15 protein-coding genes are annotated in these 21,502 nt (G+C 69.3%); 7 read left to right on the top strand and 8 right to left on the bottom strand.

Annotated features, from left to right (window positions below; translation table 11 throughout):
• Positions 1–322: 322 nt before the first annotated feature.
• The 6 genes from NAEX_RS49740 (at position 323) to NAEX_RS05990 (ending at position 8,660) form a co-directional block, all read left to right on the top strand.
• Complete coding sequence (locus NAEX_RS49740; RefSeq protein ID WP_170135497.1) at positions 323–493, top strand: hypothetical protein; 171 nt, start codon at positions 323–325, stop codon at positions 491–493.
• A gap of 102 nt (positions 494–595) precedes the next feature.
• Positions 596–3,562: an AgmX/PglI C-terminal domain-containing protein gene (locus NAEX_RS05970; protein ID WP_096326546.1), complete on the top strand. Its 2,967-nt coding sequence runs from the start codon at positions 596–598 to the stop codon at positions 3,560–3,562.
• 777 nt (positions 3,563–4,339) lie between these two features.
• Positions 4,340–5,335, top strand: coding sequence for a DUF2169 family type VI secretion system accessory protein (locus NAEX_RS05975; RefSeq protein WP_096326547.1), 996 nt, complete (start codon positions 4,340–4,342; stop codon positions 5,333–5,335).
• Entirely contained in the window at positions 5,328–6,380 is a 1,053-nt protein-coding gene (locus NAEX_RS05980) for a beta-ketoacyl synthase N-terminal-like domain-containing protein (RefSeq protein ID WP_170135498.1), read from the top strand. The genes NAEX_RS05975 and NAEX_RS05980 overlap by 8 nt, the downstream gene beginning before the upstream one ends.
• 11 nt (positions 6,381–6,391) lie before the next feature.
• Positions 6,392–7,810, top strand: a complete 1,419-nt coding sequence (locus NAEX_RS05985) for a DUF4150 domain-containing protein (protein ID WP_096326549.1) — start codon at positions 6,392–6,394, stop codon at positions 7,808–7,810.
• 10 nt (positions 7,811–7,820) lie between these two features.
• On the top strand, positions 7,821–8,660 hold the full coding sequence (locus NAEX_RS05990; protein WP_100793583.1) for a hypothetical protein: 840 nt from the start codon (positions 7,821–7,823) through the stop codon (positions 8,658–8,660).
• 326 nt (positions 8,661–8,986) lie between these two features.
• On the opposite strand, the gene NAEX_RS47375 is transcribed toward NAEX_RS05990, so the two are convergent.
• Positions 8,987–9,241 (bottom strand): hypothetical protein, encoded by a 255-nt coding sequence (locus NAEX_RS47375; RefSeq protein ID WP_143141541.1) that lies wholly within the window; start codon positions 9,239–9,241, stop codon positions 8,987–8,989.
• Between the two features lie 1,266 nt (positions 9,242–10,507).
• Between NAEX_RS47375 and NAEX_RS06005 the strand changes: the two genes are divergently transcribed.
• The gene (locus NAEX_RS06005; RefSeq protein WP_143141540.1) at positions 10,508–11,602 is read left to right on the top strand and encodes a hypothetical protein; all 1,095 of its coding nucleotides are present in this window, start codon (positions 10,508–10,510) and stop codon (positions 11,600–11,602) included.
• A 7-nt stretch (positions 11,603–11,609) separates the two neighbouring features.
• Here NAEX_RS06005 and NAEX_RS06010 read toward each other — a convergent pair whose 3' ends face one another.
• From NAEX_RS06010 to NAEX_RS54875, 7 genes are all read right to left on the bottom strand, one after another.
• Complete coding sequence (locus tag NAEX_RS06010) at positions 11,610–13,274, bottom strand: hypothetical protein (RefSeq protein WP_143825522.1); 1,665 nt, start codon at positions 13,272–13,274, stop codon at positions 11,610–11,612.
• Positions 13,275–13,388: 114 nt separating this feature from the next.
• Entirely contained in the window at positions 13,389–14,612 is a 1,224-nt protein-coding gene (locus NAEX_RS06015) for an IS110 family RNA-guided transposase (RefSeq protein ID WP_096326511.1), read from the bottom strand.
• 286 nt (positions 14,613–14,898) lie between these two features.
• Positions 14,899–15,750, bottom strand: a complete 852-nt coding sequence (locus NAEX_RS06020) for a hypothetical protein (RefSeq protein ID WP_096326555.1) — start codon at positions 15,748–15,750, stop codon at positions 14,899–14,901.
• Between the two features lie 9 nt (positions 15,751–15,759).
• Entirely contained in the window at positions 15,760–17,160 is a 1,401-nt protein-coding gene (locus tag NAEX_RS06025) for a serine/threonine-protein kinase (RefSeq protein WP_170135499.1), read from the bottom strand.
• Between the two features lie 143 nt (positions 17,161–17,303).
• Positions 17,304–17,843 (bottom strand): RNA polymerase sigma factor, encoded by a 540-nt coding sequence (locus NAEX_RS06030; protein ID WP_143141470.1) that lies wholly within the window; start codon positions 17,841–17,843, stop codon positions 17,304–17,306.
• Between the two features lie 181 nt (positions 17,844–18,024).
• Positions 18,025–18,441 (bottom strand): helix-turn-helix domain-containing protein, encoded by a 417-nt coding sequence (locus NAEX_RS06035; RefSeq protein ID WP_143141471.1) that lies wholly within the window; start codon positions 18,439–18,441, stop codon positions 18,025–18,027.
• A gap of 67 nt (positions 18,442–18,508) precedes the next feature.
• Positions 18,509–21,352 carry a hypothetical protein gene (locus tag NAEX_RS54875; protein WP_245913624.1) on the bottom strand — a complete coding sequence of 948 codons (2,844 nt, stop codon included), beginning with the start codon at positions 21,350–21,352 and terminating at the stop codon, positions 18,509–18,511.
• Positions 21,353–21,502: the final 150 nt, after the last annotated feature.

Below are 21,502 nucleotides of genomic sequence, written 5' to 3' on the forward strand. Positions count from 1 at the left end.
CCATGTCCCAAAGTCAGAACGACCGTTGAGACCTTGCGTTTATGTGGTAAAAGAATCGCTACGAGGAGCTGAAGCTCCCCGTAGCGGGCCATCGCGCTCCCTCTTGCTCGCCCAGCCTCGATCGTCGAGCTGGCCAGAGGCGCCTTGGGGGGGCGTTACCTACCGCGCCGCCCAGTGGCTCCTGGAGGGCGCTTATCGCGCCGCTCTTGAGGCGCAGTGCTTAGCCGCAGGTCTACCGTGGTGGCGTTTATCGCGCGGTCGAGCTCGAGCTGCCGACTGAGGTCTCGGCGGCGGGATCGTCCGAGGACATGACCGGCGAGCCGTGCACGGCCGGGGGCGGCTGGGCGCCGGCCTCGCCTGCGAGCTCGAGTTCTGCGTCGAGGGCTGCGTCCTGGGGTCGCTCGGCTGCGGCTGCACCGAGGGCGGAAGCTGCGATGACGGGTTGGCCTGGGGCGACGACAACCTCTGCGTGGAGGGGGTGTCGAAGACCTGACCGCGCGGGTTGGAGCGTCCGGAAGTCACTCCGTGCCGCGGGCACCGACCTGCAGGCCTCGTCGGCCACGTGCGACGGTCCGGATGATGGCAAGCTCGACGGATGTCCCGCGTCCGCTCGTCCGTGGTGCTGGCCGCTCTGCTCACCGGAGCCTGTGAGCGGGCCGCTGCGCCCGTCGTGGAGGTGCCGACAGTGGCGCCGGTCGACGACCCGTGGACCGCGCGGTCGCTGGCCTCGATGGGTGAGCGCGCGGCGTTCGTGGCGGTGGTGCATCCGCGGCGCTGGGCCGCGTTGCAGCCGCGTCTGCGGAGCCTGCTGCCCGAGCCGCTGGCGACGTACTTGAAGGGCTCGGAGGATCCCGCGCGCTGGCCGGAGCTCGTGCTCGCTGCGCTCGACATCGCGACCACGGCGCCTGCGCTCGCGTCATGGGACCGGACGCGTCCGCTGGTGCTCGCGCTCGCCGAGGTCCCGCACGGCGGTCCGCCCGGCACGATCGCTGCAGGATTCCCGCTGCACCTGCGCGCGCTGCCGGGTCTGCGCCACCAGATCCTCGTGCCGGCGACCGACCCGGCGGCCCTCGCTGCCGAGCTCGGGCAGCAGTTCGGCGCCCTCGGTCCCACCGTGGCGACCCGCTTCGCCGGTCGTGCCGTCGGGGCCTGGGCGCTCGGTGAGGGTGACTGGCTCGCCGTCGTCCTCGAGGCCGACGCCGTGCGCCTCGTCGTGGTCCGCGGCACGCTGGCCCCCGAGGGCTTCTTCGCCGATCCCGCCCACGCGGCGCTGCGCGGCGGCTTGCCGGATCTCGGCGCAGCCCGGGCGACGGCGGGGACCACCGTGCTCGCCGGTGAAGCCCACGCCGGCGTGCTCGTCCGGCCGCAGCGCTTGCCGACGCTGTGGACCTGGATGATGGCCCGCGAGGGCGTCCTCGCCACGCAAACCGTCGTGCCGTCGCAGCGCGCCGAGGTCGTCCGTTGGACGGTGGCGATGCTCGCCGCCTGCGAGACGCTGCACGGCAACGAGGCGCCGGAGGTCGAGGACTACGCGCTGGTGCTGACCGCCGACGACGTAGCGCTGCGCCTGCGCACGATCGTCAGCCTGACCGCGCGCGGGGCCGCGGCGGTCGACGCCGGGACCGCCCACGCGGTCGGGCCGCTCTCGCTGCTGCGCGCGGACCTGCCGGCGCACGGGTGGCTGCGCTTCGATACCACCGCCGCGCAGCAGTCGCTCGGGCCCCCGGGTCCACCGCTCCCGGGCGATGACTTCGCGACGATCGTGCAGGAATGTGGCGGGATGTTCTCGATGTTCGGGACGCCCGCCGCACCGCTCGGCGGCAAGCGGCGGATGTGGAACGCGATCGTCGCGCAGGCGCCCGCGGATGCGGTGCCCCCCACGACCCCGGCGAACACGATCGTGCAGGTTGCGCTGACCGATCTGGCCGCCGCGAAGGTGCGCGGCGCGGTCGCAGTGCACGACCTCGAGACCGCCGAGCACGAGCCGGCGGTGAACGTCGGTCCCCTCGGCGCGGACGTCGAGGTCACGCTCCAGACGCGCGTGGAGTCCGGCGGCACCCGCAGCTTGCTCGGCTTCGGGGTCGACCCGGCGACCATCTTCGGCGTCGCTGCGCCCGATCGGGCGCTCGCGGCGATGCAGGTCGACCTCGCCGCCGCCGTCCCCGCATTGCAGCCGTATCTCCCCGAGGTCGCCGCGCTGCTGCCGTTTCGCCGGGCGGAGCTCCGCGCACTGCGCTCGGGCCAGGCGCTGGACGTCGAGCTGGTGCTCGCCAGCGGCGACGCGCCGCTTCAGGCGCTCGACCTGTCGGCCGTGCGCTGGCCCGAGCCGCCCGCGCCCGTCGATCCCACGTGCAGCGCGGCCTATGCGATCGCGCTGCGCCGGACGCTCGAGCCGTCGATCGCCGCTCGACCCATCGAGGCGGTGATCGCCGGACTCACCGGCCTCGACCAGGCGCTCGCCTGCTCGACGCTCGCGGACCAGGCGGCCGCGCTGCGCCGCGCCGCGACCATGATCGTGGCCGACACACTCATCGAGCGCTGGCGGACCGCCGACGCGCTGCGTGTGCTCGAGGGTCCGTGCAGCGCCGGTGATGCCGAGCTGTGTGCGCAACGCGACCGGCTCCGCGCCGACGTTGCGCCGCAACTGCCGCGTGTGACGAGCTCCTGCGAGGGCGTCGCTTGGGGGCGCGTCATCGCCGTCAACGCCGCGGGGATCACCCTCGACGGCGTGCGCGTGGCCGATCCCCCGGCGCTTCGCGCTGCGATCGCCGGCCTCGTCCGTGAGGGGGAGCCGCCGCTCGAGCTCGCCCTCGCGTTCGACGAGCGCATGACCCTCGCACAGCTGCGCCCGATCTTCGCCGCCCTCGCGGGGCCGCCGCGGCCGAGCCTGTCGATCGTCGTCTTCGCTGGCGAACCGGGGGCGGTGCGGCAGCTCGTGTTCGAATCTCCGGCGCAGGAGGCCGGCGTCGAGGACCTCGACCTCGCGCCCTATCTCGACATGTTCCTCGCGCGGGTCGACGGCGAGCAGGTGACGCTGTCGCAGGTCCGCTCGCCGCAGGTCCCCGAACCGGCCGACACCGCGGTCGGCGACCGGCGGCTGCTGGTGGCCGCCGGCGACGACAGCTCCTGGCGTGCGGTCGCCGGAGCCATCGCCCGCGGCTGTGGCTCCGTGCGCCTGATCGATTCGGCCCGCCTGGGACCGGGCGCGGGTTCGGCGAGCGCGTCGGACGGGCGGCCCGTGAAGGCCGGCGCGGGCACCGGCACCGTCGGTCGACTGGACAAGGACATCATCCGCCGCATCGTCCAGGCGCACGTCGCCGAGGTTCGCCTCTGCTACAACCAGGGCCTCGCGCGCCACCCAAACCTCAAGGGGCGCGTCGTGATCGACTTCACCGTGGGTGGCGACGGCAAGGTCGCCGACGCGGCGAGCAGAGAGAGCAGCGTCGCCGACGGCGCCGTGCCCGAATGCATCACCGCCGCGGTGCGCCGCTGGGTGTTTCCCAGGCCCGAGGGAGGCGGCAGCGTCAAGGTGACCTACCCCTTCGTGCTCGAGCCCGGATGAGCCCTCACGACCGCTGGGTCCCCACGACGAGACGACGACCGGCACACCGACGACCGGCACAACGAAGTCGGCCCATTGCCGGGCCACGGTAACGCTATTCAGTCTGGATATTGGTGATGTGGCGTGCAAGCCCGGCTAGACCCATCTACGGGTCCTAATTCGAGGGGTGTCTCGAAATCTGCCCAAGTCGCGACAAAATCGACACGCGCCCCCTCAGAAACACCCACGCTCGCCGAAAACCGCGAATTCTCCATCAAACGGGTGTTTCGAGAGGGATCGCGGGTGTCACGCGTGGGTCCGGAGCGACTCAGAATCTCACGGGTTTGGCCACCACACGGCCACTAACCCAGGAGCCCCGCCAGGTCGAGCTCCAACAACACCGAAGCGGGTCGTGCGCTGAACCGCCGCGTGGAAATTTACTTCTGCGTTCGAGCACCAGCTCGATGAGGCCTCACCTCCCAGACCGGCATCAGCAGTACCAGGGCTTCCTCGCCCAGGCGAGAAACGCTGCCCGGTGCGGCTCGTCCCAGGACGCCATCCGCCTCCGCCGAGTGACGCCGCACGTGGGGGTGGGAGGGATGCACTCGCGAATACCGGCATCATGGCCACCCCGCCAGCACTGGGACCTGCCGCGCCCGCTTGGAAATTCGGGCGGCGTAGCAGTGGGGACAACGACCGGTTACTGGCGCCAACTTGCGGCACGCACGACGCCAACTGCTCGTGCCCGCACGCGAGTCCATGCTTTCGCAGCTTCGCCAGACGCGCTAGCATTCGCCAGTGCTCTCGCTGATCAATCCGACGCACCTTGCCATGCAGCCTCAGCTCGTGCTCGACGGTCAAGGTGAGGAGCGACTTCTGTTGGTCATGAAGGGGAGTTTCGAGCTCGACGGCGAGGTGCTCCGGCCGACCTACGCTGCAGTCGTACTCGCCGACCAGTACCGCGGAGACCCGGCGTCTACGAGCCTGGTCGCCGCGTCGGAGGTTGTCTTGTTCAAGCCGCTGCCCGACTTGTTGCTCTCCGGTCACGCCTTCCCCGAAGAGCGCGGCGGCACGACCGGCGCCGTCTCCTTCCGTGTGGGGAACTGGTCCAAGGACGCGCTCGTCTTCGGCGACCGTGTGTGGATGCGCGGCGTCACCGGCCTGCACCCGAGCGCGCCGCAGCCCTTCGAGCGGATCCCGCTCGTCTACGAGCGCGCCTTCGGCGGAGCCGATCTCGCGCGGACTTCGCCGCTGGGCTGCCCAGAGAACCCGGTCGGCGTGGGCATGGTGGACTGCCGCTCCGGCGGCCCGGTCCCGAATCTCGAGCATCCGAGGCACCGCCTGAGCGCGGCTGGCGATCGACCTCCATCTCGCGCCTTCGGTCCCATCCCGCCGCACTGGCAGCCGCGACGCAGCTTCCACGGCACCTTCGACGCGGATTGGCAGCGGACGCGGATGCCGCTCCCCCCTCTCGACGCCGATCCCCGCGCAGCCCAAGTCGCGCCGCCGGATCAGGTCCTTCCGCACGCGCTCGAGGGCGGCGAGCCCGTCGAGATCCGCGGGGTCCGCCAGGACGGCCGGTGGCTGCGGTTCCACGTTCCAAGGCTGCGGGTGCGGGTGACTGTGCATGATGGTCGCTGCGTGCGGGAGCTACCCACCGCGCTCGACACCTTACACGTCGACGCCGACGCGTTGCGCCTGGACCTCACCTGGCGAGCGCACGTCTCGGTCCATGATGGCATCGACAACCTCGCCTGGGTGCGGATCGACGCGGAGGAGGCGCCGCATGGCTGAGCACACGTTCGGCGTCACCGGTGTCGGCATGTACACGCCCGTCGGCACTCGCGCGCCCGCGACGTGCGCTGCGATCCGGGCCGGCATCTCGCGCGTGCGCCCCTGGCCACACTTCAGCTTCGCCGACGAACCCATCAACGTGGGCGCGGTGGCGGCGGACGGGCGCGATGCGTCGTGGTGCGAGAAGGCGGTGCCGATCACGAGGAGGCCGATCTACGAGGCCCTGTGGCAGGCCGGGCTGTACTCGCACGACTGGCACGGCCGGCGCGTCGGCCTCTACTTCTCGACGCCTCCCAGTCAGCGCATCGGGGTGCTGCCGGAGTTCTACTCGGACTTCGGCGCTTGCCTCGGCGACCTGTGGGACGAGCTCGCGGGCAACGACCAGATCCACCTCGTGGAGCATGCACACGTCGGCGGCGCCGTCGCCCTCGCCGCCGCTTGCGAGGCGCTGTCCAAGGGCGAGATCGACGCTGCGGTCGTGGCCGGCTTCGAGTCGGCGCTCGACAGCCCCTACCTGGACGAGCTGCTAGCGCAGGGCCGCCTGCACACCGCCGACCGCTCCGGCGGCATCATCCCTGGCGAGGGTGCAGCGGCGTTCGTGCTCGAGACCGCGGCTGGCGCTCGCGGTCGTCAAGCGGCCGTCCTCGCACGGGTCGTGGCCGTCGCGCTCGAACAGGAAGCCGCGGGCTGGAGCCCCTCGCTTCCGTCGCAAGCCGGCGCGCTCTCGCGGGCGCTGCAGACCGCGCTGGCGGTCCCGCCGGGGGCCAGTGAGTATCGGCGCTTGATGGTCGACCACACCGGCGAGCGCTGGCGCGTCCGCGAGTGGGCGCTCGCCGAGCCGCGGGCGCTGGGCGGCCTCCCGCTGGGCTGGCAGCTCTGGCACCCGGTCGATTGCGTCGGCGACCTCGGCGCGGCCTTCGTGCCGTTCGCCGTCGCCTGGGCCGCGACGGAATTCACCCGCCGCAACGCCGAGCCCGGGGGTACCATCGTCGGCGCGATGAACGACGCCGGCGAGCGCGCAGTCCTCACCCTCATGCCCCGGTAGGAGCGACCCGCGTGCCCTCAACCGTCATCGTCAACAACCTCACCGTCGTTCACAAGGCCAGCGGTGGCTCGAGCATGGCCGCGCCCGACGTCTGCAAGACCCCGACGCCCAGCGGTCCCGTTCTCGTCCCCTACGTCAACACGGCGCTCTCCCGGAACACGGCGAAGGGCAGCAAGAAAGTCCGCGTCGACGGGCACCCCATCATGCTCAAGTCGAGCCAGTTCTCGACGAGCAGCGGCGACGAGCCCGGAACCCTCGGCGGCGTCGTGTCCGGCAAGACCCGCGGCAAGGCGTACCCGCGCAGCTACTCGTTCGACGTGAAGGTGGAGGGACAGCCCGTGTTCCGCTTCACCGACATGATGATCCAGAACAGCGGCTCGCCCGGCAACGCTCCCGGCATCGAGAGCCAGCCCAACACCGTGGCGGCGGCTACCGATGCCAGCAAGCCCGAGCTCGTCGAGATGCGGTGGTCGAGGGAGCAGCTCTGCTGCGGCGACCCGGTCAAGCTGTCCGTCAAGACTCGAAACGCCGACGACTGCCAGGACATCCAGGTCCGCGTGGAGCGCACCAACCTTGGGCAACGGAGACCGATGGACGCGTTCCCGGTCACGCTCCGGGGCGACGCCGGCGAGGTCGAGTGGATCTCGCGCTGGCGTCACCTCTACACCGTGACGATCCCTGCGGTGGCCGTGCAGAGGACGCTGAAGGGCCCCTCCGACAGCGTCAATGCCCTCGAGTTTCGGAACCCGAAGAATCTAAAAAGCCAGACGATCACTGGCACGCGCGTCGCGCCGATTTATATAGAGGATCAGGCTACCGGCTCCTGGATCCCAGCAGGGTATGATATCGACTGGCCATACGCGTACGACTTCGAGGTTTCGCTCGGGCGCGTGTATGTACGACGCAAGCTTGATTTCGTGCGTGGACCGGGTGTGGCGAGCGTCCCGCCGCGCCTCTGGCGAAGATGGAGGGCCCAGATCGAGGCGATTTGGGACCACAAGTTTTACTTTCACCGAAAGAACTGCAAGCGCGGCAAGAAATGCGACTGCGGGGTCAACGGCTGTTGTAAGTACCCACTCCGCATCCTCGCGGTCCAGGGCACAGGCCATGGCTCGGTCAAGCTCTTCCTCGGAGGGCCGAAGGCGCAGAATTGGGGGAAGATCGACCTCTGGTGGTATTCGGATACGTGGTGGACGGCGATCGGCGACGCCGGACCCGACGTCCGGGCGCACGAGTTCGGCCACCTCATCGGCTGTTACGACGAATACCCCGCCGGGGCGTGCGAGGGCAGCCGGGCCTTCGCCGACGTGCCGGACAGCATCATGAACAGCGGCTCGGTCGTCTACCCGCGCCACGTCGAGGAGTTCCGCATGGGTTTCGCCGCTCACGCCGGCAGCATGGTTGGGCCGGTCAAGATCGTTCGGCGGTAGGAGGATTGAGATGACGGTTCGCTGGCCACTCGATATCGCTCACTCCATCCCGACGAATTGGCGGCAACGGCTCGGAGCGACGTTCACCGCCGACGGTGTGATGCACCTGGGCATCCCGGGCGTGATGCACGAGCGCCCGGAGATCGGGCACTACAAGCACGCGCTCGGACCCGACCGGGTTCTCGCATTCGTGGACCTGATCGAGCAGCAGAAGCTGTGGGATCTTCCCGCCGCGCCGCCGCGTGGGCCCGACCAGCCGATGGCCCTGGTGATGCAGGGCCGGGAGAGCAACATGCGGTCCAAGGTCTGGGCGCTCGACGCGCTCCCTCCTGAGGCCGTCACCGTGCTGGACGCCTTCAACCGGCTCGTCCTCGAGGCCTACGCGAGCCCAGTCCGAGTCGTGACCGGCGCGGCGCGATGGCTGGCCTCGAACTTTTCTGCCCGGGAGCCGCTGCGCCTCGAGTTCACCCTGCACAGCAAGGGGACCGAGACGATCGCCATCCAGAACCCGATGGCGCCGCAGCCGCTCGAGTCGCTGCTGCAGCTGATGGTCGCACGGGTCATCCCGCCGCCGGGTCGAGCGCCGCGTGCGACGACCGCCAACATCATGCCGACCTCGCTCAGCCGGCTCGACCTTCCTCGCGGCAGCGCCGTCCAGCCAGGTCAGTATCTCGAGCTCGCACCGGGCGAGGAAGTGCGATTTGGTGTGACGTGCTCGATGTATCTCTCGCCCGGAGAACATCAAGCTGTGTTGCTGCTCAATACCGGTGGCGGCCCGAGCTCATCCAAGAACCATTTTTCTGGGGCTTTGGCCTTGGAACTTCCTCGTTTGCACATCGTCCACCGGTAGCCTGGCCTGCAGAGCGCTCCAAGCAAGTAAGGGCCGGCCGGCCGGCCGCATACGATGCTCGATTTCGTCCAGGTAGAGCTGTTATGACTCGCCCGTCGAGCCGACCTCCGCGGTCCCGGAGGTGGGGATCAGCGGCTCCGCGGCCAAATCGACACCCGCCATCGAGCTCACGGTGGACGGCATGACCTCAAGGAATGGGGGCTGTTCGGAGTGGCGCGGCTGGGCTCGAGTTTCGCGGCGCAGTTGGCGTGGTAACCTGAGGAGATGCTGCGGCAACACCGAGCTCGCCTCGCAGGGATCTTTGTTCTCCTGGCGAATGCCTGCTTCTACAACCCCAAGGGCAGCACCGAGCTCGCCACGGGTGGGTCCTCAACGACGGCCTCGGTTTCGACGACCGGAGACTCCTCGATGGCGGCCTCGTCCTCGTCGACGACCAGCACCGGAGGCTTCCCGACTTCAGGCTCTACTTTAGAAATGGAGCCGATAACCTCAACTGCAGGCACCACTGAAATCGCCAGCACAACCACGGGCGATGTGACTAACGGGGAGGCGATGACCGCCGCAGAGAGCTCCAGCACCACCACGGGCCCTACCTCAGAAGAGGTGCAACAATGCATCAACATGGGCGCTTCAGACACATGCACCGTCTGCGCGTGCTTGGAGTGCTACGACGAATATACGGCCTGCCGGGACGACGCCGGCTGCCAGACCATCCGTGACTGCATCCAGGAGTTCGGCTGCCGAGGCATCGACTGCCTCGGGCCCTGCGGCGACGTCATCCAGAGAAACGGTGGCCCGTTCGGCCCCGCAGGTACGAAGGCTCAAGCTCTCAGTACCTGCCTCGACCGGCGCTGCCAGGACCACTGCTGACGCCGCACTCTTGGCACGTCTCTGCTCACGGCTCTGTGGTCGACCCGGACCCACCTCGCAGGGTACACCGGCTTCGTCAGGCATGCTTGAGCTCCGTGAGCATCACGGGGCCAGGACCCGATCGTCGCGGCGATCTGCGCCGCGAAGTACTACCAGCGGATCGTGACCTATTACCCGACGGTGTTCGCCAACGGCACGCCGGCGCCCGAGGGGGTGGTGCCATGACAAGGGTAACACCCTGCTGGTGCTCTCGGATTCTTTCTGCTTTGAGGTCACCGAGTCCGGGGACACGGTGCGGCTGGATTTCAGGCCGCGGACGATCCGGGAACGCGTGGAGCTGGGGCGGCATCAACAAGAGGGGAGCAAGCGGGGTCGACGGGGAGACGACGAAGGACTTTGAATGCAACCTGACCGAACGGGTGGAAGATCTGTATGCTCGGCTGAAGAGCGGACGATACCGGCCCTCCCCAGTTCGCAGGGTGGAGATCCCGAAGGCCGCGGGAAAGACCCGCGCCCTGGGGATCCCGACCGTCGAGGACAGGGCTGCTGCAGGCAGCAGTCGCACGGATTCTCTCGGCGGTGTTCGAGCCGAACTTCATGGACAGCTCGTATGGGTACAGGCCCAACGAAACGCACACGCTTCACCTTGATCGATCTGCACGCCCCGCCTTCACTCCGAAGTGAAGCGCCGTCGAGCTCGCATGCAAGGCACCGTTCGACGATTTGAATCAACGTTCATCGCACATATGCCGCCTTGTGATGTGCCATACCAAACCGTCTACGAGCCCTCGGCCCGGCCCTTGTCCTCGCCGCAAAGACGACGCGCTCTCCCACTTCATCCCCGGCCCCGGGTTCTCGCAGAAGCGGCCCTCGCCCCTTGACGGCGGGCCCGCCAACGGGGGCTTCTGCCGGAAGCGCCGCGACGGTCCGGCCAGCCGCGTGACATGACGCGCCACCCGCGCTACGCTAGGGGAGCCATGCGCCGTCTCGCGCTCGCCGCTGCCGTTCTCACCGGCTGCAACAACGACGCGCCCTCTGGCTTCGCCACGGGCCCGGGGGTGACGACCTTCCAGCCCTCGTCGAGCAGTTCGGGCGCGGCGTCGTCGACCTCGGCGTCGACCTCGTCAACCTCGACGGGGAGCGGCGGCGAGGACAGCGCCGCGAACAGCTCCGGCGCCGTGTCGACGTTCGACATGGCGCCGCCGCCGGACCTGGACGACCCGACGCCCGAGGGCTGCAAGGGCAAGATCGACTTCCTGTTCCTGATCTCGGCGCTATTCACGATGCGGCACGAGCAGGATCAGCTGCTCGCCAGCTTCCCCGGGTTCATGGAGACGATCGCTACGGACTTCGTCGACTTCGACGCGCACCTCATGAGCGTGAACGTGGACGGAACATGGCGCGGCGACTACTGCGAGTCACCGGACTGGTGCTTGAACAAGGGCAACTGCGGCGAGGACGTCGACTACGAGTGCGGGAAGTACGTCGATCAGGTCGGGCCGTGCGACGAAACCCTCGGCGCGGGCCTCGTCTTCAATGCCGGGCCCTACGCGTACAATAAGCCGTGCGACCTCGGCGGCAACCGCTACATGGTCGGCGAGCCGGACCCGGAGACGTTCAAGTGCATCGCTCAGGTCGGCACGTTCGGTGACGATCCGCCGGTCGCCGACTCGCTCGTGGAGGCCCTCTCGCCCAATCTCAACGGTCCCGAGGGTTGCAACGCGGGCTTTCTCCGCGATGACGCCCTGCTCGTCTTCGTCTTCATCAAGGACAACGAGGACGACGAGTCATGGCTCAGCGCGAAGAAAGTCTACGAGGCGGTGGTGGCGGCTAAGGGCGGGGATGACCACGCCGTCGTCGCGCTGGCGATCATCCCGCAGGTCCTCATGGGGGAGCCAGTAGCGGACTGCGTCTACAACGACCCTCCGATCCAGCAGCACCTGCTCGACGTGATCGAGCTGTTCCCGTATCACGCAGACGGCGACATTTGCGCGGACAGCTACGCGCCGTTTTTCAAGGGCGCCGCTGCGAGCCTCGTGCATGAGGCGTGCAACGCCTTTATCCCCCAGTGACGAGCGCTCACTGGTGAACGCGCGCTGCTCGGGCCTGGCGTACGCCGCCGAGGGTCCGCTCGCCCACCACGAGCACCTGCCCATAGCCGGTGCGCGCGAGGCCGTTCGCCGCCGAAGGCTCAGTGCCAGGGAAGTAGTGATCGAAGTTGGCCCCTGGTCCGCCGCGCCCGTAGAGAACTCCGCGAAGTACGCCGCCGTCCTGGATGACGCCCGACACGACCGCGACACCGTGGGCGAGCCACGCAACCCCGGTCCCGTAGGCCACCGCGCCTGTAAAGGCGTTGCTGTAGTACGGACGTCCGCCGTCGGGCCAATACACCTGCACGGTGATCTGCTGCATGTTGCCGTTCTTCTTGACCTCCATGCCGGTGACGATCGCCCCGTCCGGGTGATCGGCGATGGCGAGGAACATGCTGTCGCGCCAGTCGCTGTAAGGCGGCGCCACGATCACGGGCTCCAGCGAGACGGCCGTCTCCGGGTCCATCTGCACGAGGACACCGCGCGTCGCCGCGACATTGAACTCGTGTTCACCCGTGCTCGCGCCGGCGATCCACGCGACGCCGTCCTTGATCATCACGTCGAACGCCAGATCGTCGAACTGGTGCTTGGGAGCATCGGGCGTCGGAAGATAATCCCAGGTCTTCCCGCTATGCACGGCGACGCCGTCGTGTCGCAGCCGCCACATCACGATGTCCATGTCTCCGAAGCCCGAGCCTCCGAACCCGACCGCGAAGGCTCCGCCCTCGTCGTCGGCCGCGATCCCCCGCACGGTCGCGCCGGGCTCGGTCGGCGCCTCGACGCCGGTCTCGTAGCCCTCGGCGTCGAGCAGCACGATCCGCGGCTGCCACTGCTTGTTCGCGTTCTTGACGTTCATAGCGATCCACATGCGCCCGTCTGGGAGCACGGCCACCGCGTCAGCAGCGCCCTCGCGCGAGTCGAGGACGATGGTCCCCTCCGACCACAGCTCGCTCCCGTTCGCGCGGGAACGCTTGCGGATCGACGGCTTCGACACCCCGTCAACCTCGACCGAGCCGACCTCGATCACGTCATCCTCAGGGGTGACGGCGACGCGCCGAGTCGTCGAGCCGCTCGGCCCGAGAACGGCCCACGCCTGCCCGCCCGGGGCCGGCGCTGAGACCGTGAACGTCACCGGCGGCCAGTGGCCCACGAACGGCCCGCTCGAAGCTGTCACTTCGAGCACGTGGTCGCCGTTGTCGACCGCCCCGAAGATGGGCACCTCGCCGACGAACACGCCGTCGCCCTGGTCGGCGAAGGGCTCCAGCTCGACGCCGTCGAGCCAGGCGCGGACGAGGCTCGTGTCCTCGGTGGTGACGCTCACGGCGACCGGCCCCGCGAGGTGGACCTTCGCGGGCATGTCGACCTCGAGGATCCGCGGCTGTAGCAGCTCCGCGTCGCTCGCGGTGGTGGAGCCGGTCTCGCCGCTGCTCACGCCACCGCTGTCGGTCCCATCCGCGTCGCCCGCCGTCGCCATGGGCGACGCGCTCGTGCCCCCCTCCGCGGTCGTCATCGGCGCGCCGTCGGTGCTGCCGCCACCTGTCCCTCCGGACATCTTCGAGTCGTAGGCTGCGAAGGCCGCGAACGACGGTGCATGATCGGCACAGGCGGGAAGGGTGAAAACGGCGAGGATGGCAGATGAGACCCAGCGGGACATGGGCGACCTCCACGCGCAGGCGCGCTCTCAAGAAACGGCCCTCTCCGCGCGGCCCGGGCCTGGTTCGCAGGACGTCTTCTCGTCGCGGGGCCCAGGCCTGCGGGGCGCGGACGATCAGGCCGCCGGGCGCATCTCGACTTCGTAGCCGAGGCTGCGGATGCGGCGCGCGAGTCGTGATGCGGTGCGCTGGCGGTCGTTGCGGTTGAAGTGCTCGGCACCGAGGTCGCGGTAGGGCTCGTGGTCGCGGAGGATCCCGTGGACTGCGGTGAGGATCGCCGCGGCAACGGCTCCGATCGCCTTCTTCTTGCCTTGCCGCGCTCGGACGCGGAGGAAGAGCGCCCGGAGATAGCCCTCCCCGCGGATGCTCGACCAGGCACACTGGATAAGCATCGTCTTGAGCCACGCGTTGCCCTTGCGCATGCGGTTGGAGCGGCGCTTGCCGGCGCTCTCGTCCATGCGTGGACACAGACCTGCCCAGGAGCGCAGGTGACCGGCCGAGCGGAAGCGGTTCATATCGACGCCGACCTCCGCGATGATGGCCTGCGCGGCCGTCGTTCCGACTCCAGGGATCGTCTGGAGCAGTTCGACGGCTTCAGAAAAAGGGCGGAGCTCGGCCTCGATCCGCTTCTCGACATCGGCGATCGACGCCTGCAGGGCGTCGATGAGCCGGAGATGCGTCGAGATGAGCATCCGGTGATGGTCGCGCACGCGGCCGTGGAGCGCCTCCATGAGCTTGCCGCGCTTGGCCTTCAGCGTCCCACGAGCAAGCCCCGCGAGCTTCTCCGGGTCGCTCTCGCCGGCGACCATCGCCTCGAGCATCGCCCGCCCGCTCTTCCCGAGGATGTTGGAGGCGACCGACGCGAGCTTGATGTTGCAGGTCTCCAGCACCTTCTGGATCCGCTGCGTGTGCTCGACGACCTCGCGCGAGAGCTGCTTCCGCGTCCGGGTCAAGTCCCGCAGATCCGCGATCGGCTCGGGTGGCACGAAGCTCGCGCGCACGAGCCCGTGTGCGATCAAGTCCGCGAGCCACATCGCGTCGTTCATGTCGGTCTTGCGCCCGGGCACGTTGCGGACTTCGTGCGCGTTCGCCAGCACCAGCTCGACACGGCCCGTGAGCACGGCCCAGACGGGCTTCCAGTACACGCCCGTCGCCTCCATCACTGCGATGACGCAGCCGCGGTCCTCGAGCCAATCGCCCAGCCCGATCAACTCCGAAGTGCTCGTGCCGAAGGTTCGAACCTCCCGGTCGACCTTGTTGCCCTTCATGCACCGCACGCAGGCGACGATGCTGTCCTTGTGGACATCCATGCCCGCGCACGTCCCGTACATCACTTCCATGACGTTCCTCCGTGAAGAACGCCGGCGCGAGGGCCCCTAACTCGAAGTCTCTCAAACGCGCTCCAGCGAGTCCCAGGACCCGCTGCTCGCAAACAAGGGTGCTCACGGGCCCTCCGGTCCAACTCAGAAACGGGCTCACCCTGCGCCAGTGCGTGAACGACCTCTTTGCCGGCATTCGCGGCAAAGCTAACCCAGTGTGCGAATCCGCGCCAAGCCCGCCATCGGCCTCCCGCGAGGGTTCCAGGGCCGTTTCATCCCCGCGGGTCGGCGCCAGCCGGTGGGTAACTCAGAATGAGTATACGAGGCCCGCACCACCTGCGCGGGCCCGGATACGTGAGGCTTGGCGGTTCGGCGCGAGCATGACGGCCAGTCCTGTAATCAAGCTTACACTTCCGGCAGCTAACAGCGCGGGCCAGGTCGCGTCGAGGCGGGTGTACCGGCGATCGGCCTCATGCACGGCGGCCCGCTCCGCCGGCGTGAAGTCGCGGTCCTCGGCGATCGCGTTGGCGGTGATGGTGGCGATCGTCGCATCGGCTCGCTCGCGGTTGGCCAGCGCGCCCGCCATGCCGCCGAGGAGACCGACGCCAACCGCGGAGAGGACCGAACCGCCGATGAGCCGGCCCTGGGGGCGTCGCGGTCGTGGACTGTCCTTCAGGACAGGGAGCGGTGCAGGGCCTTCAGTTTTGTTCTCCGGCGCGGCCACGCTCTCGCCGTCGATGGCCGCCGTCACGGAAACATCCTCTCCGGACGCCTTTGTGCCCGACTGCGAATCCTCGGGCGTCGCGTCGGGGAGCGGTGAAGCGGGACAGGCGTCGCCCGCGAGCGCAGCGTCCTGGGCTTCGAGCTCGGCCCAGAACGCCCGCTCATCATCATCCACGAAGACGTCACGGGCACGGACGGTGCGCGCGAGGTCGAGGGCGCGGCAGAGGTGTTCGATGTCCTGGGTCTCGCGGTGGAGCGCGCGCAGGCAGTCATGGGCGCCCGCGAGGGCGTCGGGCGGGTGAACGTCGGGATCCTTCGCGCGCTCGAGGTACAGCTCCAGCGCACGCTCGAGCTCGCCGGCATTGAAGGCCGCCCGTGCGGCTTCTTCAGACGGTGGGGCGAGCATCGACAGGACGAGGGCGAGGTGGAGGGTCATCGTCGGCTCCTACGGGGCTGCGAAGAAGGTGTGTTGGCGTTGGCCGCTGCTCACCGCCAGGCCGAAGCGCTCCAGCGCCTCGCGGACGCACCGCGACGCGTCGGACCCCGAGGCCACGCCACGCACGCTCGGCAGCTCCCCGGCCGAGAGTGTGACGACCAGCGGCTTGATCGTCGCGCCCGACTTCTCCATGCACCGGCGCGCGTGGGCCTCCGCGCGACGCATGCGAATCTCCCAGGAAGCGGCCGGACGCCGCCCCCCGGCTGGGTGAGGCGCTCCACTGGAGCTCACGGGGGACGGGTCGCGTTGAGGCGTGCTCGTTGAGATCTGCGTGTCGGTGCTGGCCGGCGTGAGCGCCGCGGCGGGAGGCGCGTCGCTTGTGCGCGGCGGCCGTGCCACAGGACCCGGGTCGACGTCGCGTACCGCATCGATCGAGGGATCAAGCGGCGCGTCGCGCGACGGCAAAACCTCGACCGTCCCAGCAGGCGGCGTCGACGCGGGCATGCTGAGCAGCACGGACCCGGCCGCGACAGCCCCGAGCACGAAGGATCCCGCCGACGCCGCCGCGACCGCGCTCATCCACCAGCGGGGCGAGGGCCGCGTCGCGCGGGCCGACAGATCCGAGCGCACGATCTCGAGCGACCGGACCAGGTCATCCATCGTCCGGTGACGCTCCGCCCCGATCATCGACGCTCCGCGCCGCAACTCCGCCACCAGCGGCGCGAGCTCGGGCGCGAACTCCTCCGGGCGGATCTCCCGGTGTTGGTAGGTCTCCCGCGAATACAGGACGCGGCCCGTGATCATCTCGTAGAGCAGGACGCAGACCGAGAAGACGTCCGTCTGCGGCGAGACCTTGCCCTCGTTGAGCCAGAGCGGACACGTGTAGGCGGCGGCGCCGATGAACTCGCTCTCTCGCGTCCGCCATCGCTTGCGCACGTCGGTGGGATCGCGCAGGTGCGGCTGGCTGTAATAGTCCTCGGTCAGCAGCGCCGCGCCGAAGTCGATCAGACGCACGCGATCGCCGGCCTCGATGATGACGTTGTCGGGCTTCACGTCCCGGTGGATGACGCCGACCTCATGGACCGCCGTCAGCACGCGAGCGAGGTCGATCGCCAGCGCGAGCGCCCGTAGCGGTTCGATCGGACCACGGCGCAGGTGGGCGCGGATCGTCTCACCGCTGATGACCTCCATCGTGAAGTAGGGCTCGCCGGTCGCCGTCTCGCCGATGTCGTGGATCGCCGGGACACCCCGGTGCCGGATCGCCGCCAGCGCGCGGTACTCTCGCCGGAAGCGCTCGGCGCTGCCCGCGAAGCTGCGGCGGATCCGCTTGAGCGCCACGTTGCGGCAGGCCCGTCGATCGTAGGCGAGATGAACGATCCCCATGCCGCCAGCTCCGAGATCGCGGATCACCTCGTAGCGGTCCGCGAAGAGACCTTGCGGCAGGGGCGTGACGCCCTCGTCGTCGATGGGCTCCGCCAGCAGCGGCGAGACGTCGAGTGGGTCGATCGGCGGGAAGGAGATGTCCGGACGGAACGCCATGTCGTGCTCCTGGATCACGGGGGCGCCGGCAACGAGGCGAACAGGTCACAGACATTCCGGTGCCCCTGGCTCTCCAGCGGCGAGTCGTCGGTGAGGTCGCTGCGCTCGGTCCAGCCGACGAAGCCGCGCTCGAGCGCCCCGGCGAGCCGCCTCGAACAGTGACACCCGTTGCGAGGGTTGATGTGCTCGCACATGGGCGCGAGGTAGGCCTCAAGCTCTCGCAGCGAGCGCTGATAGTTGGTTCGAGCGGCCTCGACGCTGGTGAAGGTCTGCGCCGCCTGCTCGAACGGCAGCCCGAGGATTTCGGTCAGCACGAACGCGGCGCGCGGACCGGCGGGCACGTTGAGCAGCGTGCTGGTCAGGCAGGTCCGCTGGAGCTCGCGCTGGAGCACATACAGCCGGCGCACGTCGCCGCGGAGCAGCGGGTGGTCGAGGTCGAGGACGGCCGTCGGATCGTAGCGTCCGAGCGCCTCGTCGATGTCCGAGTGGCGGCCCCGGTGCTTCATGAAGAAGCGCACCAGCGCCGCGAGCCGCATCGTCAAGTCCGTGACCACGGGGCCGGCCGCGCGACGCGCAGCGGCGCCGGCTTCCTGTGAGCCGGTCATCCACGCGGCGAATTGCACGACGAGCGGGTGTTCCTCGTGGTCTCCGAAAACGGGAGGGCTGTCGGTGTCCGCGGAAGCCATCGCGACCAACTTGCCATAATCATCCCTGCATGCGGATCCCAAAACTTCTTCACGTTCGGCGGGGCCTCGAACGAGGGAGCGGTCGCCCGGCGAGCAGCGCGAGACCTCGACGGTCCCGCACGAGGATCCGCCGTGGACGAACAGCGATGAGGCCGCGCCGCTCGAGGAGGGAGACCGTGAGCGCAACGCTGTCATCCCTGGCGCCGACCTGCTCGGCGATCTTCGTGAGGCTCGGCACCCGCACCAGGAGGCCACCGCGTTCGCGCCGGCCCGCGGTCGTCGCCTGGTCCAAGAGGTACGCCGAAACCTTCGCCGCGGCCGACAGCGGCGCCGGCGCTGGCCTCGCCAGGGTCGAGGGCGCCTCGAAGAGCTCGGTGAGCGTCATCCGGCGCAGCTCCGGGGCTGCCGTGAGCAGGTCGCGCAGGTCGGCGAGAGTGACGTCGCCGGACTCCCGCAGCAGCGCCACGACGCCCTCCAAGCAGCGGCGCTTGTACTGCGCCAGGAACTCGTCAGGCGACATCGAGCCACGCGTATCACAGACCGGCCGGCGTCACAAGGATCGGCGGCCGCGACGGCGCGCGAGGCGCAAGCGACCAGGGGGCAATGCTCAGTCCGATGCTCACTACACGCTCGACGCGTCCGGGCTCCCCTTCGGAGACGAAGTTTACTTCATTGCTACGCCTGGTCACGGAATGGGTCAGCAGCAAGGCGAGTCTGCCGCGACGGTGGACGTGAATTCCGATCCTTACTAAAGGTCTCCCGGGCGTCTCCGACGACAGCGGCGCACCATGTGGTCGCCCTGCGCCCTTCGGCCCTCGCCCGCGGCAATTCGGGTCTGCGCCCTCGCGCGACACCTCGGCGCCGGGGCTGACTACGCGCTCGGCGAGATCGACGGTGCGGAGACCGGGACCTGAGAAGCCGGCTGCGGCCAGGTGATGCGGAGCTTGATGATCCGGCGCTTCAGGGCGTGCCGCGTGATCCCGAGGAGCTTGGCCGCATTGACGATGTTGCCGCCTTGATCGAGCGCCGCGAGGCAGAGGCGCCGCTCGGCGGCTGCGAGGTTGAAGTCTTCGAGGACAAGCTGAGGCATGACGACCTTCTACCGCGCCGACCTGGTCTCGTGCAGATAAAGTCGTTGGCCTGGGGTCCTTCGTCGACCGGCCCAGCCCGGCCGCTTGATGCCGCAGGTTGACGCCCCGCGACGGCCTCGCGGCGCACCACTCCGACGACCTCGAGCGGCTGGGCTCTCGCCACTTCGCGCCGGGCGGGCCGCGCGGGCCCAGCAAACCGCGGCCGATAGGGCACGCGGAAGCCGCTGGGCCTGCGCCGCCGATGAACTGATCGTCGAACACGGGCACGCCGGGGACGTCGAGGCGCGGTCGGGACGATGCCTGCGGCGTGCCGGTCGTCGCGCTCGGCGCCGGGTCGATGCTGAAAGTCGGGTGTTGGTCGGCTCCGACCTGTTCTGACGAATCCTCGTGCTCGAGCGATGCCTGCTCGTCGACCCGAGAAGGATGCGCGGGGAGCGACCCCTGCTGGCCTACTTGATTGGTAGCAGTTGGTGCTGGGATCGACGAGATCTCGCCGAGGGGACGCGGCCGATCGGGCCGGTCTCCCGCGTCAGGCGCCAACACCAACGGCTCGTCCGTTGCCGCAGTATCTTGCTCGATCGGCGCGTGGCGTGGGGCTGGTTCGACAGTAAGCCCGGCGAGCTGATGCAGAAGGACGACGAGTTGGGTCCGCTCCTGAGCGAAGGCGTCGAGCTGGCCGGTCAGCGCGCGGCGCTGGGCCTCCCACACTGCCTGCTCCGCCGTTCGGACTTCCTCGGCCTCGCGTCGGACCTGAGCGACTGCAAACATCGCGGCGAGGAGCATCACCAGAGAAGCCCCGCCGATCTGGCCAAGCGCCGCCGTGGCCGGCTCCTCGATGGTGCGCGAGTCGGCTGTCATGGACTCGGCAGCGTTGGCACTCGGGCGTGGCTCGCTGTCCCTCGGGTCAGGTGGCGCAGCGTTGCGCGCAGCTCCGCCGATCACCTCGTCCGCGGCACCGCCGCCCGAAGTGGCTGCGCCGGCGGTCGACCATCTTGCGGCCTGCTCGGCGGCTCCGACCCCGACACTGGCGTCAGCAGCGCCTTCGGACTTGCCTGTCGTCTGCTCGGCAGTGCTCCTGCTCTGCCTGCCCAGAAGATCCCTGAGCCACGAGTTCGACGCCACCTGGCTGTCGGCCTCAGGTCGTTCTCGCGGTCCGGGACCGCCGGTCGGCCCGGACTCGCCCGGAGCCCCCCGCTGGTTCGCCGCGGCCTCGTGGAGCCGCAGGCGCCCCGTCGTCTCCTTGCACAGCCGGACGTGCAACGCTGACCGCGGATCGGCCAGCCCCTCCAGGTTGATGCGCCACGTCCGTTCCTTCTTGTCGCGCGCGACGAGGCATGTCTTCGCCCTGCGCAGCAGGTTGAGCACGTCCGCGAACGTCTCGATCCTGACCTCGAACCACGGGGCGCGCTCCTTGATCTCCGCGAGGATCTTGCCGCTCAGCCCCACGAGGTTGGGGCAGTTGCTGAGGGCAAGCCGCAGCAGCGCGCCGAGCACCGCGCGCAGCTTTGTCTTGCCCTTGAGCTTCTGGCCGGGCTGCTTCAGCGCCTCGGCCCGACGTGCGATGTCCTCGAAGCAGCTCCGCAGCACCTCCGAGATCGACGGCCCCCTTCCTACATCGATCGGCGAGCCGCGCACGATCCGGATGTGGTGCGCCTGGATCGCGGGCGACGGCTCGACCGGGACCTCGGCCAGGCTCTCGGCCGTGTCGCCGCCACAGCGCACCATCGCGCTCGCACTGCGCGGGCGGTGGAAGCGGAGCATTCGATCGACATCGACTTCGCCGAGCCCGAGCGGCGACTTGACGTCCAGCACCACCCGCGACCTGCCCTCGACATAGACCACCGCGATCCGCTCCCCGAGCGCTGATAGCAGCACCGCCGCCTTGCCGAGCTGCACCACGCCCACCAGCGAGCAGCCCTGCGCCGGAAGGAATCGATATCGAGCACCACCGACCCGCGCGGACGGCGGCGGGAACAGGCGCGGGTCCTCGAACCGCGCGTCTGCCTGGTCGAGCCGCGAGAGGACCCCGAACACGTGCCCGAAGTCCCCGACCGCCAGCGGCACGACCGCCCGCTCGGCAGTGTGGACATAAGAGATGGTCCAGCGCGAGCGGTCCTCGAGTCGACCGCAGAACTGCAATTCGCCGCTGGGAAATTCTCGGGTCTTGACGGAGGGCCGTAGCTCGCCCGCGCAGTACGCCTGGTACTCCGCCACCGCCTGGTCGATGAGCCACTCATCGGACTCCGCCGCCTCGCCCACAATCCCCCGCGGCGCGAACGCTAGCACAGCAGGGCTCTGTGTCCCGCCAATTGGGAGCCGGCAAGACCGCCGCCGACAGGAGTTTCCTGCACCAACTGCAGTTGGGCCCTCAACGCCAGTTGGTGTCTACTCGCCGAAGCCCGCCGACAGCCCGGGTGGACGCGGTCCTGGCGGAGC

This window comes from Nannocystis exedens (assembly GCF_002343915.1).
GTDB lineage: Bacteria > Myxococcota_A > Polyangia > Nannocystales > Nannocystaceae > Nannocystis > Nannocystis exedens.

Bases quoted from the DNA above. Each gene is read 5' to 3' on its own strand.
- NAEX_RS05970 (WP_096326546.1), top strand. From the start codon at position 596: ATGTCCCGCGTCCGCTCGTCCGTGGTGCTGGCCGCTCTGCTCACCGGA.
- NAEX_RS05980 (WP_170135498.1), top strand. From the start codon at position 5,328: ATGGCTGAGCACACGTTCGGCGTCACCGGTGTCGGCATGTACACGCCC.
- NAEX_RS05990 (WP_100793583.1), top strand. From the start codon at position 7,821: ATGACGGTTCGCTGGCCACTCGATATCGCTCACTCCATCCCGACGAAT.
- NAEX_RS06005 (WP_143141540.1), top strand. From the start codon at position 10,508: ATGCGCCGTCTCGCGCTCGCCGCTGCCGTTCTCACCGGCTGCAACAAC.
- NAEX_RS06010 (WP_143825522.1), bottom strand. From the start codon at position 13,274: ATGTCCCGCTGGGTCTCATCTGCCATCCTCGCCGTTTTCACCCTTCCC.
- NAEX_RS06015 (WP_096326511.1), bottom strand. From the start codon at position 14,612: ATGGAAGTGATGTACGGGACGTGCGCGGGCATGGATGTCCACAAGGAC.
- NAEX_RS06020 (WP_096326555.1), bottom strand. From the start codon at position 15,750: ATGACCCTCCACCTCGCCCTCGTCCTGTCGATGCTCGCCCCACCGTCT.